The organism is Neiella holothuriorum (genome assembly GCF_019457915.1).
Classification (GTDB): Bacteria; Pseudomonadota; Gammaproteobacteria; order Enterobacterales; family Neiellaceae; genus Neiella; species Neiella holothuriorum.
Map to the genome: position 1 here is coordinate 23,656 of NZ_JAHZSS010000006.1, position 16,454 is coordinate 40,109.

A 16,454-nucleotide genomic window follows, 5' to 3' on the forward strand; every position below is an offset into this window, starting at 1 on the left:
AATAGAAAAAGCCAGTCAAACGACTGGCTTTTTTATTGGCTCTATTGTGACAGTCAGGCTAGCTTAAGGCCCTGTTAGCTGCAGTTTTCGAAGGCTATATTTAGCGTCGCTATCATCTTCTAATTCCAAAAAAATCAAGTTGTCACCGGAGGTAAATAGCCATCGTGCACTACCTTGTGTTTCAACGGTGTCAAGCAATAGTCCTTGCTCAACATCGATGATGTTTATGCCAAATTCAGGGTTATTAACGGAGCCATTATCAAAACTGTGATAAGCGATAGCTCTCGCCTCATCTATAGCGACATCTAGTGGTAACAAATACTCCACACCTTCCACGCTAGTATAATTCTCGGGATCATCTAGGTGATAGATAACTCCGGGATTTGCACTAAAAGCAAGATCTGAATTTGGCAACATCCACACATTTTGCCGGAGTTGCCAATAGGCAAACGACGTTGCCAGTATTTGATTATCGCCATCTGAGTAGGCCCGCAAATCGGCATAGCTTGCCGTAGGTTCAGCAAAGTCTCCCGAACGAATTTTTAGTAATTGAACAAAGCCATGATCGAAATAGTTGTCTACGGTAAAGTCGCTCAGCAACTCATTCTCTTTCGCATCATAAACAGCCCCAACACTTCGGTAACTATCCTTGTAATACCAGTTGAAGTGCGGTGTGATGTAAAGCCTGTTGTTATCGACAAGCAATGAACCCGGCGTTAATTCCACCTTATACGCGTCATAGAATGAACCTGTATCTAAGTTGAGCTTTGCAATGACGCCTTCATTTGGCTTTATCGGCTCAACGTCACAATTAACTGAAGAAGGATATTGGCATCCCCAAGGACCCATACCGACGTACAGAGTGCGATCCGCAATGGCCATTTGCTCTGGCATATACCTAAACTGATACTTGTTCAGAATCGCACCGCTGCTAGCATCGATAGCGTAAACAGCCCCTAAATAGCCAGCAGATACATAAATAATATTGGTCTCATCATCTATTACGGCATCAAACAAAATAAAATTATCTGGCATTTCAGATAGAACACTAGATTCAGGAGACGCTCCCGCATTCTCTCCATAACTCAAATTGAAGTTGAGACTTTGCTGTGCAACCAATCCAGAACTATCTTTGACTTGTACATTGATGGTTCGATCTCCTGAGTAATCGAACTTATTGCTATAGGTGCTGGAAGATGAGAATGGAGTATCCCAGGTACCATCATTGTTCCAATCCCAGCGGTATAAAAGTTCTCCGCTTTCGTCTGTGTCAAAACTTGCCGACGCATCAAATTCAATAACATCCTGCACCGTGGTTGGTGAGGGTATGTCAGCAATTTGTGCTTGTGGGGCTTGACTGCTGGCACATTCCCCACAGGGATGATTAAAGCTTGTTACTTGCGTACTTCCATCAGCAAGAGGCCTGATAAAAAACACTCGATTATCTACAACGTCAATAACATGACTTACAGAAGAAATAACACTTTCTTGTTCGAAAAGCTGTAAATTCTGGTGAGATGACTCCGCCATGCTACTTGCATTGACAAAATACACATTGCCTTCGTAGTCGCCGAAAATGATTTGACGGGTTTCAGTATCCAGAGTAGCGCCATCGAGAAAAGGGGAAGTGATCACTCCCTGCGAGTCGTAACTCGACAAATTGATCAATTGATATGGCTCTCCACCAATTAAGTCACTACCGACAGTTACCTGTAAGTCAATTGCGCTTCCATAAGTCGATATAATTCTACGCTCAGCTTCATCAATATATACAGGCTCCTGAGGGGTGGGAGTCGTTCCGTAACCAACATATTCCAGCTCCTCTCCTACCCCAAAGACTGCGAAATATTGATCACCCGACAATACAGCTAACTCTGTACTAACGCTTAAAAAGTCCTCGGCCATACCTAGGTAGGCAACTTCCGCCATTAACTCAAGCGTATCGTAACGGTACCTTGCCAAGGTACGCTCACTATTGAGTCCGTTGAATATTGATATCAGAAATGTCTGTTCAGAATCGAAGGCTATGTCGAACACTAGACCATCATGTTGCATAGTTTTAAGTAGATTAAACTGATAGTTAAGCGCAAGTACGGTGCTGTTTTCACTCGACATAGTCGGGTACATGTCTAGGTAAGCATAAGACGGAACCGTTGCAACTAATATCTCTTCAGCCCCAGGCTTCACAGCAATGCCGGCTATGACTTCATCAAATTGGATATGGCTAATTGGCACTCCTGTTTGTAAGTCATAGCTCGTTAAATTGCCTAGATAATCGGCAATAAATAGTACTTGAGCCTCTTTATCCAATGCGTATCGCTTGACACCATTTCCATCAATAAATACGTTGCTGACATCTACTTTTTGCCTTTGCGCCAAGCTATGGCTAGATTGCTCCCAAGGAAACTCATCAGCATTGTTTAGGACCCCGTCACCGTCAAAATCTTCGGCATAATGCCCTCCGGCATGAAGCCATTGGAAATCGCCATCGGAGCCCATCGATTGATTCATGTAGCGCATGAAATAGGCTGTAACGTTTTCTAATGAAGGCAACTCATTAATCGCAAGTAAGGACATCAGCTTCGTTGTAGAGGAAAGCTGAGAAAAATCTGATGGTGAACGATTCAAATCAGCAAAGCTGAGCCCAGATTCGAAGAGGGCTTGTCGTACTTCCTCACCAATATTAACTAGGCTCGACTGGCTTTCATTCGTGTCTATAGCCATTAACAACCGAGTTAAGTTAACGACTTCATTGCTTTGCTGGTTAAAGGTTTTTACCAAACTAAACAGGGACATGCTTCGTGGCGACGGCATTGCGGGAAACTCAATTGAACCTAACCAAAAATGAGTGGTTTGCCCTTCGGTGCCATCATATTCAAGCATCTCAGAATATTGATTAAATGTTGTGTAGCCGTGCGAACCCGTACTTGTGAAGTACTCTAGACCTTCGACCATAATACCGGACATTTGGCCTACATAGTCATGACCCAAGTTGCTTATTATGTCTCCGCCAACCATGCTGTAATTTTGCTTCTCGTATTCCGCCAACAACTCTGTAATTCTAACTTCGTCTTCTGTTGGCTCAGATGGCGTTGATGGCGTTGATGGCGTTGATGGCGTTGATGGCGTTGATGGCGTTGATGGCGTAGCAGAGTCTGAACCACCTCCCCCGCAAGCAACAAGGGCTAAGCACAACCCTGCAACAATAGCTTTATGACACAACACAATTCACTCCTTTGAAATATACAATATCGCCATGTAAGCGCTTTCTTGTATTATTTGAGGAGGCTACTCCGATACTTTTGCCTCATCAAATTTGAATTTCAATTCAGTGAGTTTCATCACCAACAAAAGTTTCACAACTCTGTAAATGGTGACTTACAAAGATGCCGTCCTTGCGGTAAACATGGATGCATCAATAAAAAAGCCAGTCAAACGACTGGCTTTTTTATTGGCTAGCGCAACCTTATGCGTTATTGCCCCAAAGCCAAGCCGCACCGCGCACACCACTTGAATCACCGTGAATATTTTTCACAACCTTAGTGTCGCATTCGCCGCCAAACACCCAGTCGGCCAGCATGGCGTTGATCTTGGGGTAAAGAACGTCAATATTCGACATACCGCCGCCTAGTACGATAATGCTGGGATCAAGGACGTTCACCACATGCGCCAGTGACTTGGCTAAACGCTGGCAGTACTCATCAAACGCTTTCACGGCCAATGGCTGCTGTTTTGAGGCTAACTCAATGATGGCTGGCGGCAGGAGTGCTTCACCACCCGCGAGTTGATAAAGGCGAGCAAATGAGGGCCCAGCGAGCCATGTTTCAATGCAGCCTCGGCGGCCACAAAAACAATCTTGCTGATGAGCAAACTCATCATCGGTCAATCTAGGTAGAGGGTTGTGGCCCCATTCTCCGGCAACACCATTAATGCCGGGCCAAACTTGTCGATGCACACTAAACCCCGCACCGACACCAGTACCAAGAATGACGCCGAACACCACATCATGCTCGGCACCGGCTCCATCCACCGCTTCTGAGACAGCAAAGCAATTGGCATCATTTGATAGCCGCACGTCTCGGAGCAAGGCGTGTTGTAAATCTGCTTGTAAATTTTGTCCTATCAGCCAAGTAGAATTGGCATTTTTTACCAAGCCCGAAGCTGCAGAAACGGTTCCTGGAATACCGACGCCTACCGTCCCATTTTCGTGATAGCTTTTGCTCAAGTCGGCTTCGGCTTGGTGTACTAAGTTCGCAATAGCTGCAACTGTGCCTTGATAATCATGGCGCGGCGTCGACGTGCGTTGTCGCCAAAGCGCTTTTCCGGTTGTAGCATCAAGCGCTACACACTCTATTTTTGTGCCGCCAAGATCAATACCGATTCGCAATTGTTGCTTGCTCACTAAATGCTCCATGGTGTGCCCATTCGATAGATAGGTCATGCTAACCATCGGTGATGACAACAGCCAACGCGGCATGAAAAACCGAGACCAAGCGCACTGGGTTTATACAAAAAAAGCGAGCCTAAAAGGCTCGCTTTGCAACGGAATCATGCGCTATGAGAAGCCACTAAATGCGACTTAACTCAACAAGGTCATTAGAACTTAGCGCGCAGACCCACGGTAATGCGACGGTCAGCTTCGGTGATCCGCCAATCGTCACCACGTGCAGTTTTGTAAACCAGTGGCTCTGACGTCAAGTTAACCACGTTACCAACGAAGGTCAGGTTCTCGTTGTAATCATAACTTGCTGAATAGTCCAACTGACCACGTGATTTGCGGTAGCTGTTGCCAGAGGTAACATCAACACGCTCACTGTCATAGCCTAAGCCCACAGAGCCCGCACCCCAAAGACGCTTACCGTAGTCTTCATCATCGAGGAATTCATCACGCCAGTTGTATGCCAAGCGTGTTTGGAAGCCTTCCCATTCCCAGTACAACTGAAGGTTATATGAATGGTCTGAGATATTTTCCAATGGCAGGCCGTTTGGCTGCTCACTGTGAGCGTAGGTATAGTTCGTGCTCATCCCTAAACCGGCCCAAGGACCCGGTAAGAAGTTAAAGGTTTGTTGATAAGCCAATTCAAAACCAACAACCTCACCACTACCGCCGTTAACATCACGAGAAACAATCACCCCCGTCAAGCCGGCATCTTTCATTCCTTCAACGTAAGCCATACCTTCTGAATCACTGAGCCCCATACCTGACGCAGTATTGATATCGGAGGTTGATTCACCAGCATTTTCCAGCAAACACACAGTGCTCCACTGTTCATCAGTTTGTTGGTTATTCACCGTGCGGCTATCCGCGTAGCAGTATGTGCTTTCAACGGTAAACGACTCAACGTCTTTATAGAATACCGCACCAGAAACCAAGCCACCGTCACCGAAGTAATGCTCTAATGACATATCGAATTGAGTGACGCGATATGGGTCCAGCTCGTAGGAGCCCTGTGTGCCGGTCAGGTAACTTGTACCTGAAATGCTATACGCAGGGCTTAGCTCGGTAAACGCAGCTCGGCGCATCACTTTGGCGGCGGCAAAACGAGCGATGGTATCGTCAGAAATGCTGTAGCTGACGTTCAGGCTTGGCAAGAAGTCTGAGTAATCATTGGAGCCGGTCGAATAACCTGTGTCTTCAATGATGGTCGAATCTAAATCAGTCTCGATGTAACGCGCACCAACAACGGCCGTTAGTTCATCAAAGTCCAAATTAAATTGCATATAAACCGCACGGGTTTCTTCTTCAATTTTCTTCCACTCGCCTACATCTTCGACCAAGTTGTCTTGCAAAGACCCCGTGGTTTCGTAGGTCGTGCCAACCCAAAGCGCCTGGAATTTTTCAAAGGTTCCATTTGGATCATCACGTAGCAACTCCGCATCATAAGCATTGACGGTGCCCGCAAGCATGTTCTCGCCAGCGAAACCAGCTTGGTCAAACAGGTTGTCATGATTTACTTCGATAATGCCACTAAATGAATCTGTTGAGGTTTGGGCCGCGTGATAATCTGTTTCATTACCATTGTCATCAACTTGCATGGCCTTTTTATAGGCATCACCAAACTTGGTTTCTTCATCAGGATCCATGTACAGCGTTGCTTGGTTGTATTCGTAAGAACTATCAGTAAGACGAATACCTACCTGAACCGATGAAATCCAGTCCAGATCCATAGGCTCTGCGTACTCGGCATCAAAACGGAATGCCTTCTCATCGGTTTCAGTTTTGTATTCATCGTAAAAGAACTCACGAACCACCATGGTGTCGCCACTGGTGAGCAAGTCTGGATCGTCATAAACAACACTAGAAACCTTGTCGCTTTCATGAGAAACAGTGGCAGTAACCTTGTTCATGTAATCGCCAGGGCTGGCCGTTGGATCAGACTCAAGCGCTTCGTAGTAAGTGTCGAGATCAACCGGGCGCAGGTTTAACTGCGAGTTCACCCCATTTTCTTCTGCGCCAGTCATGGCAAATTCAGAAGATACTTTTAACCTGTCACTTAACTGCCACTCGCCACCTAAAGCATGCGAATAACTGTCATTTTCAGCAAAGTCACTCTCGGTTTTTGGAATAACAAAAGCACCAACCAAGTCATAGTCAGTTAAGTAACCATTTGACGTTTGGGAAGTATTTTCGTTCGCGGTAACGGTACCACCGACATCAAGAAAGTCGTAGCCTGCCTGCCCACCGGATAACTCTGAATAACTCAGATCTAAATAGATATTGCCTTCATTAGAGCTTGGTGCCCATTGGAATGATGCGGCATAAGCGGTGCGCTCTCGATCTTCAGTTTTCAGGCGAACTGTGTTTTCACTGCGGTACTGGAATGTACCATTTGGACCCAGCGCCTCCTCTTCAAAACCATCGATGCTTTCAGTTGAGTTAACCTTTGTTTGGAACTCATCTTGGCGAATTTCACGATCCAAGTATGAGAAAACAAAATTTGCACCAAACGTACCGTTATTGCCTAAATCCCAGTTTCTGCCCGCAGCAAACGTTAACTTAGGCGCAAAATTTTCTGTTTTATCGGCATATTCGCCATCAAGCGTCATCGCCACGAGCGGCTCTTGCAGCTCTAATGGGCGAACCGTTTCCATATTGACCGTACCACCCAAGGCACCTTCAATCATGTCTGCTGTTGGCGACTTAATGACAGATACAGTTTTCAAAAAGCTCGATGGAAAATCATCCAAGCTGATACCGCCACGACCGGTACCCGAAGTCGAGCGGCCGTTTAACTCCACTCGGTTTTCAGAAATACCGCGAATGGTGACGGATTCACCAACGCCAAAATCAGAGCTAATTGAGATACCTGTAATACGTTGCAACGCTTCAGCAATGTTGTTATCTGGAAGTTTACCGATATCCTCTGCAACAATGGCGTCCACGATTTGATTCGAGAAACGCTTTTGACGAGCGGATTCGGCCATACTGCCTGCAATGCCGCTAACTTGAATTACTTCGACATCATCTGCCGGTAATTGAGACTCTTCTTCTGCAGCATAAGCGGCAGAAACCAAAGATAGTGTGGATGCAGAAAGCACCGCCACGGCAATTTTCGAAAGTCTAAATTGCATACTTTTTCCCCTTGCTGCGTGACCTTTGTTATTTAGGAAATCCGGTCGGTCACACTCACAAATTCAAATGGTGATGGTTAGCGCAACACGCGATAACCGAGGCGATACTGCACCAGCCTTTATCGGGTTTCAAAAATGGGGGATTTTGATAAAAATCTTCGAAAAACAGGCGTAAATTGATTAAAAAATGTTGAAAGAATCGAAATTGGAATGACCATTCGGCATGACCAACGTATAAAAAGTATTTTGGCCTGACCGAAACCGAGGGGTATGGAGCGTAACAAAGCCCCTAATATTAGGCCTCTCAGGGAAATTTACATCCTGGCAACATTAAGTGGGCGCATTATTGGACTGACCAAAAATTAAATTAGGAACGTGAACAAAAGACGTTTAAAAAACCATCAAAGATAGCCGCCCGCTAGGCGTTACCTATAAGACTTATCCCCCCGAATAGCGCTGATACAGGTGCCATTGAAAAGCCCAGGATACCTGCCAAAGACAACCGTAACGATCTAACCAAATGCTATTACCAATAGGCATTGCAGCTAATTTAGGTTGATGACACCCACCCCACAACTGGTAACAAAAGAACACAAACTTATTGCTTTAGTTCACACTTTTAACTTAGTTCAAAAAAATTGGACTAGTATTTATCTCAAATGTGACAGATCCCGCGATGTGCCCGAACTGTGCAGCAAAAAAGGAGCAAATCTGGATTTTTTATGCATTTAAATCATAAAGTTAAACTACACAATGTCTGCACAATCTGGCGTACCAAACAGCACTCAGCAACCTTTCCAAAACGTCTCATTAACATTTAGATAACACTAATCCTGCCTTCGGTTAGCACTTTAATTGGTCAAACAATACGCTTCAGGTTTTGACTAAACGTGTTTATGTTCAATCCCCTTAAACCGTTAGAAAAAACCATATTTAAATGGAAAGCAGCACCAATAAAAAAGCCAGAGACAAACGCTCTGGCTTTTCTGGATTCGACTCTAACAATCGACGGGTTAAATCGGCTCAACAATAAAGTAAGGGTTCAACACCGATTCTTTTTGGTTGTAGGTCAATGGCTCGCCTTCTACCGTAACAACTCGTGCGCCGGCTTGCAGCGCTACGCCATGGGCTGCGCCCGTGTCCCACTCGGAAGTAGGCCCTAAGCGTGGGTAAACATGCGCCGCACCCTCAGCAACTAAACACAGCTTCAATGAGCTACCCATAGCGACCATTTCATGTTGATCAAACTGCTCAAGGTAAGCGGCCATATCAGGGCTTGGGTGTGAACGACTACCAACCACTTTGACAGTTTCACCTGCAGAAGCTTTGCTCGCCTTTATCGCAACAGATTCGGCATCAGCAACTTGTTTGTATGCACCGAAGGCCTCGGCTCCCCAATACAAAATGTCGGTTGCCGGCGCGTATACAACACCCATGATCGGCACGCCGTTACTTACCAGAGCTATATTGACGGTAAATTCGCCATTCTTCTTAATGAACTCTTTCGTGCCATCCAGAGGATCTACTAACCAGTATGTATCCCACTGCTGACGCTCCGCCCAATCAATGTCGGCATTCTCTTCAGACAAAATAGGATAGAACACAGCGAGTTGCTGCAAGCCTGCCACAATCACTTTATGAGCAGCCAGATCAGCTTCAGTCAGCGGGCTTTTGTCGTCTTTTTCATAAATAGAAAAATCTCGCTGATAGATGCTCATGATTTCTGCGCCGGCTTTTTTTGCGATCGCAATAACGTCGTTAACCAGAGCCTGGTTAATTAAATCAGACATTAAGTCGTCCTTGTAAAAATAGTGATAGATGGTTGTCCTAAAACGCTAGAGCGCAAGCAAGCGCCCTAGAGTCTTAGGTTCAGTATTACTCAGCGTCGAGGTAACCATTGTCGGCCAGAAAGGCGACAATTTGGTGCGCACAGTCAAGTACGTCGCGGCCACTGGTTTCAACTCGAACTTCTGCGGCTTCAGGCTCTTCATAGGCCGAATCTATCCCCGTGAAATGTGGGATCTTGCCAGCTCGAGCTTTCTTATATAAACCTTTCGGATCGCGACTTTCACAAACGTCCAGCGGTGTATCAATATACACTTCGACAAATTCGCCTTCAGGAAAGAGTTTGCGCGCCAACTTACGATCGGCTCGGAATGGCGAGATGAACGCCGTAGTAACAATCAAGCCTGCATCAACAAACAGTTTTGACACCTCACCCACACGGCGAATATTTTCCACTCGCTCTTTATCAGAAAAGCCTAAATCGCCATTTAAACCATGACGCACGTTATCGCCGTCGAGCACGTAGGTATGAACACCACGCTTATGCAATAACTCGTCAACAGCATTGGCTACGGTAGATTTTCCAGAGCCACTCAAACCGGTATACCACAGTACACAAGACTTGTGTCCACAAAGCTTATTGCGTTGCTCACGGGTAATTTTATGTTCGTGCCAAACAATATTTTCAGCCATGTTCTAGTCCCACCATTAAAAAGGGAAGAAATAAGGTACTGCTAGCAGCACCACCGCACTGTACACCAGTGATACCGGCAGACCGGCGCGTAAAAAATCTTTTAATTGATACTGCCCGGCGTTATACACCATCAAGTTGGTCTGATAACCATACGGGCTGATAAAGCTTGCGCTAGCCCCAAAGGCCACCGCCATGACAAAGGGCATGGGGTCTACACCAAAACCAAGTGCCATCCCATAGGACATGGGAAAAACTAAAGCCGCAGCTGCATTGTTGGTGACCAACTCCGTTAGTACCAGGGTCAGTAAGTAGACACCAGCAAAGGCCAAATAGATCTGACTGTCACCAAGCGATTCAGCAAACAGCGTGGCGAACTCACTCACCATGCCGGTATTCGTTAACGCATGTGCCAACGTCAAGGCTGAAGCAACCACTAACCAGATATCAAGTGGCAAGCGTCGCTGTACTTCGTTTAAGCTTAGGCAATCAGTGAAATAGAGAACAGCTAAAAACAACATTAAACCTTTGAGTAAGCTCAAAGTTCCGGTAGCTGCTAGCACCACAACAGCCAAAAAACCAAGCCCGGCAATCCATTCGCGTTTACCGGCTAGGCGGGTCTCAGGTGCCACACCAGAGATTACGATGAAGTTTTTGGTTAAGTTATTGCGTGATGAAAAGTCTGGGCCCACCGCTAAAACAAGAAAATCACCGGCTTGAATTCTAACGTCACCGAGCTTACCGGACAGGCGCTGGCCGTCGCGGCGCATGGCAACAACGGCGGCGTCAAATCGCGCTCGAAAGCCTGCATTTTTAAGGGTTAGACCAATCAAAGAACTGTCGGGGCGCACCACCACTTCAGTAAGGTTCGACGCGAGCATGCCGCTTTCATCGGCAAAGGTCTTCAAACCATCGAACTGACTTAGTTGCATCACTTTTGAGATGTCGCCTGAGAACACCAAGCGATCACCTGATTGAATCATTTCTGCTGGCGTAACCGGGGAAATTAATCGTTCGCCACGAGCAATTTCCACCAAGAATAAAGATTCCAGATGACGAAGGCCGTTTTCTTCGACCGACTTGCCGATCATTGCAGAGCCAGCCTGCACCTGCGCATCGAGGAAGTAACCAACAGAGTCCTCTTCGGTCACTCGGGTGCCTGGTAACCATCGGCTGGTGAAGAACAACGTAAAACCACCGGCGGCAACTAGCAAAATCCCCACCGAGATAAAGGCGAAAAAGTCGAGTCTGTGGCCCGTCGATTCGTACAACATACTATCGACGATTAAATTGGTTGAGGTGCCGATTAAAGTCAGCGTACCGCCAAGAATGGCAGCATAGGAAAGTGGTAGCAGTAGCTTGCCTGCGGGGTGATGCGGATTACTGCGAATAGGGGCAATTAGTGTCGCAACGACGGCGGTATTGTTGAGTAATGCTGATGAAAACACCGTGGTGCCAAACAGCCGAAGCCAAGTTAACTTAAAACCGGGCTTGATTACGGTAGCTGCGACAATGCGCAAGAAACGCGTTTTCTCGAGTGCGAATGAACAGATAATGAGCAGGATGAGGGTCATCAGTCCGGGGTTAACCAGACTAGAGAGCATTTGCTCCGTTGATACCAAGTCGAGGCTAAACACGGCCAACAAGGTACAGGAAAATACCTTTGCTGGCCGTTTTTGAAAGCGAATTAAACCGGCTAGGGTAGCAACAAAAATTGCTACCACCAGCCAGCTATCGAGCGTCATTTGGTAACCTCGGCTTGGGATAAGAAAGTCAATGTCGTTAACTTATACATTCCGGAGGCTAAAGGCATTAGCCAGTGCGGCAATTTTAGATGCCTAACAAGGCAAAATCACAAGCCAATAGCCAGCCTATTGCATTGATTTTAACGAGGTTAGGCGCTAAAAGTGCTGTGCAGGCTGGCTTGGCTTATCCCAAGTTGAGGTTACTTCAGCAACTCTCGCAGATCTTTAGAGTCCCAGTGTGGGAAGTGTTTGCGTATTAAAGCATTCAACTCCCATTCAAACTCACTGAACGTTGCCTGGGCGCCAGATTTATCATCTTGGCCTTTACCTGCAATCATACCTGCGCCAACAGTGACATTAGTCAGGCGATCAACAATAACAAACGCGCCAGTGCCAGGGATTTTGTCGTAAGCATCAAACGCGACCGGCTGATTCAAATGTAATTGGCAACGACCAATCTCATTCAAGTTTAACCGCACAGCAGACTCGTCATGCTCTAAGGTATTCACATCAATTACATGTTGAATATCGGCAATTGAGCCAGTCACCGTCTTGGTGGCCACCTTAAAGTCATACTGCTTGTTGGCGACTAACGCATCTTCTGACATCCAGACAATATGAACATCCAACGATCCGGCAACTTCCGGTTGATTGTTGCTATGAACAATCATGTCGCCACGACTGATGTCGATTTCATCTTCTAACGTCAGGGTGATGGCCATTGGCGCGTAGGCTTCTTGGATTTCACCTTCGAAGGTGACAATCGATTTAACCTTTGAGCTTTTACCGGACGGCAGCGCCGTGATCTCATCACCAACGCGAACCATGCCAGCGGCAATGGTGCCACAGAATCCACGGAAGTTGAGGTTCGGACGGTTCACGTATTGAACTGGCAGACGGAAGTCTGTCAGGTTACGCGCAGCGGCGATCTCAGCGCTTTCGAGCATCGACATTAAGGTTTCGCCGTGATACCAAGGACTTTGGTCACTGCGCTCGACTACGTTATCGCCTTTCAAAGCCGAAATGGGTACAAACTTGATACTTGGAATATTCAAGTTCTTAGCAAACTCTTCGTAGTCCGCTTTGATCTTGTTATAGACATCTTCAGAGAAGCCCATCAAGTCCATTTTGTTGACGGCAACCACAACTTGACGAATACCCAGCAAAGACACAATAAAGCTATGGCGCTTGGTTTGAACCTGAACGCCATGACGGGCGTCGATCATTAAGATGGCTAAATCACAGGTTGATGCACCTGTGGCCATGTTACGAGTGTATTGCTCGTGACCAGGGGTGTCAGCGATGATGAATTTGCGTTTGTCCGTTGAGAAGTAGCGGTATGCAACATCAATGGTAATGCCCTGCTCACGCTCAGACTGCAGACCATCAACCAATAACGCTAAATCAAACTCTTCGTCAGTGGTATTGAATTTTTGTGAGTCTTTTTTGATGGCTGACAACTGATCTTCATAGATCATCTTGGAGTCATGCAACAAACGACCAATTAAGGTGCTTTTACCATCATCAACACTACCGCATGTTAGAAAGCGCAGTAGTTCTTTGTGTTCGTGCTGGTTCAGGTAGGCCTGAATATCTTCCGCAATTAAATCTGATGCGTGACTCATTAGAAATAGCCCTCCTTCTTTTTCTGCTCCATCGAGCCAGCGGAATCATGGTCAATGACTCGGCCTTGACGCTCTGATGTTTTCGTCAGCAGCATTTCCTGAATAATTTCTGGCAACGTCGTCGCTTCAGACTCAACAGCGCCAGTTAACGGGTAGCAGCCTAATGTACGGAAACGCACCATTTTTTGCATTGGCACTTCGCCCTCAGCCAATGGCATACGCTCGTCATCCACCATGATCAAGGTGCCATCACGTTCAACCACTGGGCGTACTGCCGATTTGTACAACGGTACAATCTCAATATTTTCGAGGTAGATATATTGCCAGATATCCAGCTCAGTCCAGTTGGACAGCGGGAACACGCGAATGCTTTCGCCTTTGTTCACTTTGCCGTTGTAGATATTCCACAACTCTGGGCGCTGATTTTTTGGATCCCAGCGATGGTTCTTATCGCGGAACGAGTAAACCCGCTCTTTAGCGCGCGATTTCTCTTCATCACGACGAGCACCACCAAAAGCGGCATCAAACTGATATTTGTCCAATGCCTGCTTCAAGCCTTGCGTTTTCATCACGTCAGTGTGCTTAGCACTGCCGAAATCAAACGGATTCATGCCCATAGCGATGCCTTCTGGGTTCTTATGAACCAACAGATCAAGGTCATACTTCTTGGCCATGTGATCCCGAAACTCAATCATTTCCTTGAATTTCCAGTCGGTGTCGACATGGAGCAAAGGAAACGGTAAGCGACCCGGAGCAAAAGCTTTACGCGCCAGGTGCAACATCACAGCAGAATCTTTACCTACGGAATAAAGCATGACTGGATTATCAAATTCAGCCGCTACTTCGCGAATAATGTGAATACTTTCGGCTTCGAGAGCCTTAAGGTGGGTAAGGGTATGAGCATCCATATGCAATATCTTTGTCCAGCTAACCTAGTTCAGGAGTCTAACCAATGAATTCGGATCACACTAGGAATAATGTGATTATGATCTCATCAATACGGCGCTAGCACATCCTGTGAAAGAGCCTTAGTCGAGGGGCAAATATAAAGGATTTCAATCACAAGGAAAAGATAAGTTTGGAATAGTTATATAAAGATAAATTTTTATACTTTTTTATTCTATGTTCACTCATGATAGCAGTAGCGTAAATACAGCCAATTACTTGTCTAGTGGGCCAGATTTAGCTGCCAAGCCGTGCCAAACTCCTTTCAACATTAATCTGCAACGCTTATATCTTGGTGCTTGAAACAGGCTCATTAATAGAAAGCGAATCGGCATAGCCAGCAAATTTCGAACCTTCCAATAGAGCGGTACATATGGTCTGCGGCTCAGCACTAATATATTTCGAAACTGATAATACAAGCGTTCGGGGCTACCTACTTTGTAGGAGAGCCCTAGCAAACCGCCTCGGCTATCTCCCAGTACGTGAGGCATTTTGACGGTCTCACATACCGCCACCGAAAAGCCTTTAGCTAAAGCCCGCCAGCACCATTCATGATCAACACCGTCAATAAACAAGCCGCTTTCTTTAGGGCCAACTTGATCAAAATCTGACAAACGAATAAGCATGCCCGATGCGATAATTTGCCGTACTAAGGTTACTTCTCCGAATTTACCCAAAGGTGACTGAACTCTCGGTTTAGACTCTTTATTCTCGTGCAAGCAAAACGGCCGGGGGCCAATACAGGCAAGCTGGATACCTTGAGATCTTAAACTGTTCGCAGCCACGGCCAAGCCCTCAACAAAGCCAGTATTAACTTGGCTGTCTTGATCAAACAAGATGACTTGTTCTGCTTGCATTGATTTTGCGGCTTCAATGCCTAGGTTATGGGCTCGTGCAATGCCAACATTCCTGCCAAGAGCTAACCAACGAGCATGTGGATCATTTGAGGATGAAAACCAATCAGGCGCGGCATTAGCTTTAGGCGTATTATCGACCACCACAATGCCGGCAACCTGCTCAGATAAGTTGCAGATCAAATGTTCTAGCTGTTCTGACCTTGGAAAATAGGCTACGACGACCGCGACAATCACTTATTTCGAACCAATAGATGCAGTATTAATCGATCGATTTTGTAGGCGATTTTCAATAATTTCGGCGGTAACATGCGAACAAAAAGAACCGAGCAGGCATAAAACAAATTGCCGGGACTAACTCGTTTCAGCGTTTTCATGGCGTACAGGCGCGCGCGAAACTCGTTTAACGACTTAGCCAAACCTCGGCGCTTAAAGAAGCCCTTGGTTCGACGAAACTTCAGCAAGGGCTTGTCTATATTTGCAAATACAAAACCGTTGGCGGCTAAATCCACCCATAAAAAATAGTCCTGCGTATTGCTTAAATCGGGGTTATAGCGAAAGCCTTGCTCAAAAGTGCGATAACGCATGGCGATTGTTGGATGATTCAGCGAACAGCGCTTGGTCATAAAACGCATTATTTCGTGATGTTGCTGTGGCATTTTTCTGCGCCCAACACCCTTGCCGTTTTCATCAATTTCTACCAAAGATGAGCCGACGATATCTACATTAGGGTTGTTGCGCAGAAATTTGACTTGCCGTGCAAGCCTGCCCCGAAAGCAGATATCATCAGAGTCCATGCGAAAGAAATAACGCGGCGAGTAGGTGCTCGCATAATCAATCACGCCATTCATGCATGCCGCAAGGCCCAAGTTAGTTTGAGTTTCAATCAGAACCAAGCGTTTTTGTTGCTTATCAAGTGCGGTAAGTAAAACTCGCATTTCGTCGTTAATTGGCCCGTCAATAACAACACAGAGCAAAAAATCGCGATAAGTTTGGTTAAGCACGCTTTGAACAGCTAACTCAACCCAGTCAGTTCGATCGCCTGCATAAACAGCCATACCGACGATGCTCTCAACCTGAATATTTTCCAAGTGAAAGTGAGAGTAAACGACGAAGTCTGATTGCTTTCTGGTTTCCATCAGCATAGGGCTAACGGCTGTCCTTAGTTGCTCTGTAGCGAATAATGAATCCATGTGGCTAAACATCACATCCTTGTGATAGTAGCGAGTTTAACCAT

General features: G+C 46.2%; 10 protein-coding genes. All 10 read right to left on the reverse strand.

The features are described 5' to 3' along the window. Positions 1–63: 63 nt before the first annotated feature. The 10 genes from K0504_RS06755 to K0504_RS06800 all read right to left on the reverse strand — a co-directional run bounded on the left by K0504_RS06755 (position 64) and on the right by K0504_RS06800 (position 16,410). The gene (locus K0504_RS06755) at positions 64–3,225 is read right to left on the reverse strand and encodes a hypothetical protein (RefSeq protein WP_220103417.1); all 3,162 of its coding nucleotides are present in this window, start codon (positions 3,223–3,225) and stop codon (positions 64–66) included. Between the two features lie 241 nt (positions 3,226–3,466). After that, complete coding sequence (locus K0504_RS06760) at positions 3,467–4,414, reverse strand: ROK family protein (protein WP_220103549.1); 948 nt, start codon at positions 4,412–4,414, stop codon at positions 3,467–3,469. Positions 4,415–4,596: 182 nt separating this feature from the next. Beyond that, a complete protein-coding gene (locus tag K0504_RS06765; protein WP_220103418.1) occupies positions 4,597–7,572 on the reverse strand; it encodes a TonB-dependent receptor in 2,976 nt (991 codons plus the stop codon). Positions 7,573–8,585: 1,013 nt separating this feature from the next. Then, positions 8,586–9,350 (reverse strand): 3'(2'),5'-bisphosphate nucleotidase CysQ, encoded by a 765-nt coding sequence (cysQ, locus tag K0504_RS06770; RefSeq protein ID WP_220103550.1) that lies wholly within the window; start codon positions 9,348–9,350, stop codon positions 8,586–8,588. Between the two features lie 97 nt (positions 9,351–9,447). Further along, positions 9,448–10,050: an adenylyl-sulfate kinase gene (gene cysC / locus K0504_RS06775; RefSeq protein ID WP_220103419.1), complete on the reverse strand. Its 603-nt coding sequence runs from the start codon at positions 10,048–10,050 to the stop codon at positions 9,448–9,450. 15 nt (positions 10,051–10,065) lie between these two features. Continuing rightward, a complete protein-coding gene (locus K0504_RS06780) occupies positions 10,066–11,793 on the reverse strand; it encodes an SLC13 family permease (protein WP_220103420.1) in 1,728 nt (575 codons plus the stop codon). 200 nt (positions 11,794–11,993) lie between these two features. Further along, the gene (gene cysN / locus K0504_RS06785) at positions 11,994–13,418 is read right to left on the reverse strand and encodes a sulfate adenylyltransferase subunit CysN (RefSeq protein ID WP_220103421.1); all 1,425 of its coding nucleotides are present in this window, start codon (positions 13,416–13,418) and stop codon (positions 11,994–11,996) included. Then, a complete protein-coding gene (gene cysD / locus K0504_RS06790) occupies positions 13,418–14,326 on the reverse strand; it encodes a sulfate adenylyltransferase subunit CysD (protein ID WP_220103422.1) in 909 nt (302 codons plus the stop codon). Before cysD ends, cysN begins: the two co-directional genes overlap by 1 nt. 252 nt (positions 14,327–14,578) lie before the next feature. Next, entirely contained in the window at positions 14,579–15,454 is an 876-nt protein-coding gene (locus K0504_RS06795) for a glycosyltransferase family 2 protein (RefSeq protein ID WP_220103423.1), read from the reverse strand. Then, positions 15,451–16,410 (reverse strand): glycosyltransferase, encoded by a 960-nt coding sequence (locus K0504_RS06800; RefSeq protein ID WP_225918012.1) that lies wholly within the window; start codon positions 16,408–16,410, stop codon positions 15,451–15,453. The genes K0504_RS06795 and K0504_RS06800 overlap by 4 nt, the downstream gene beginning before the upstream one ends. Between the last annotated feature and the right edge of the window lie 44 nt (positions 16,411–16,454).

Coding starts and splice junctions, on each gene's coding strand:
- K0504_RS06760 (WP_220103549.1), bottom strand. CDS start 4,414: ATGGAGCATTTAGTGAGCAAGCAACAATTGCGAATCGGTATTGATCTT.
- K0504_RS06765 (WP_220103418.1), bottom strand. CDS start 7,572: ATGCAATTTAGACTTTCGAAAATTGCCGTGGCGGTGCTTTCTGCATCC.
- cysC (WP_220103419.1), bottom strand. CDS start 10,050: ATGGCTGAAAATATTGTTTGGCACGAACATAAAATTACCCGTGAGCAA.
- K0504_RS06780 (WP_220103420.1), bottom strand. CDS start 11,793: ATGACGCTCGATAGCTGGCTGGTGGTAGCAATTTTTGTTGCTACCCTA.
- cysN (WP_220103421.1), bottom strand. CDS start 13,418: ATGAGTCACGCATCAGATTTAATTGCGGAAGATATTCAGGCCTACCTG.
- cysD (WP_220103422.1), bottom strand. CDS start 14,326: ATGGATGCTCATACCCTTACCCACCTTAAGGCTCTCGAAGCCGAAAGT.
- K0504_RS06800 (WP_225918012.1), bottom strand. CDS start 16,410: ATGGATTCATTATTCGCTACAGAGCAACTAAGGACAGCCGTTAGCCCT.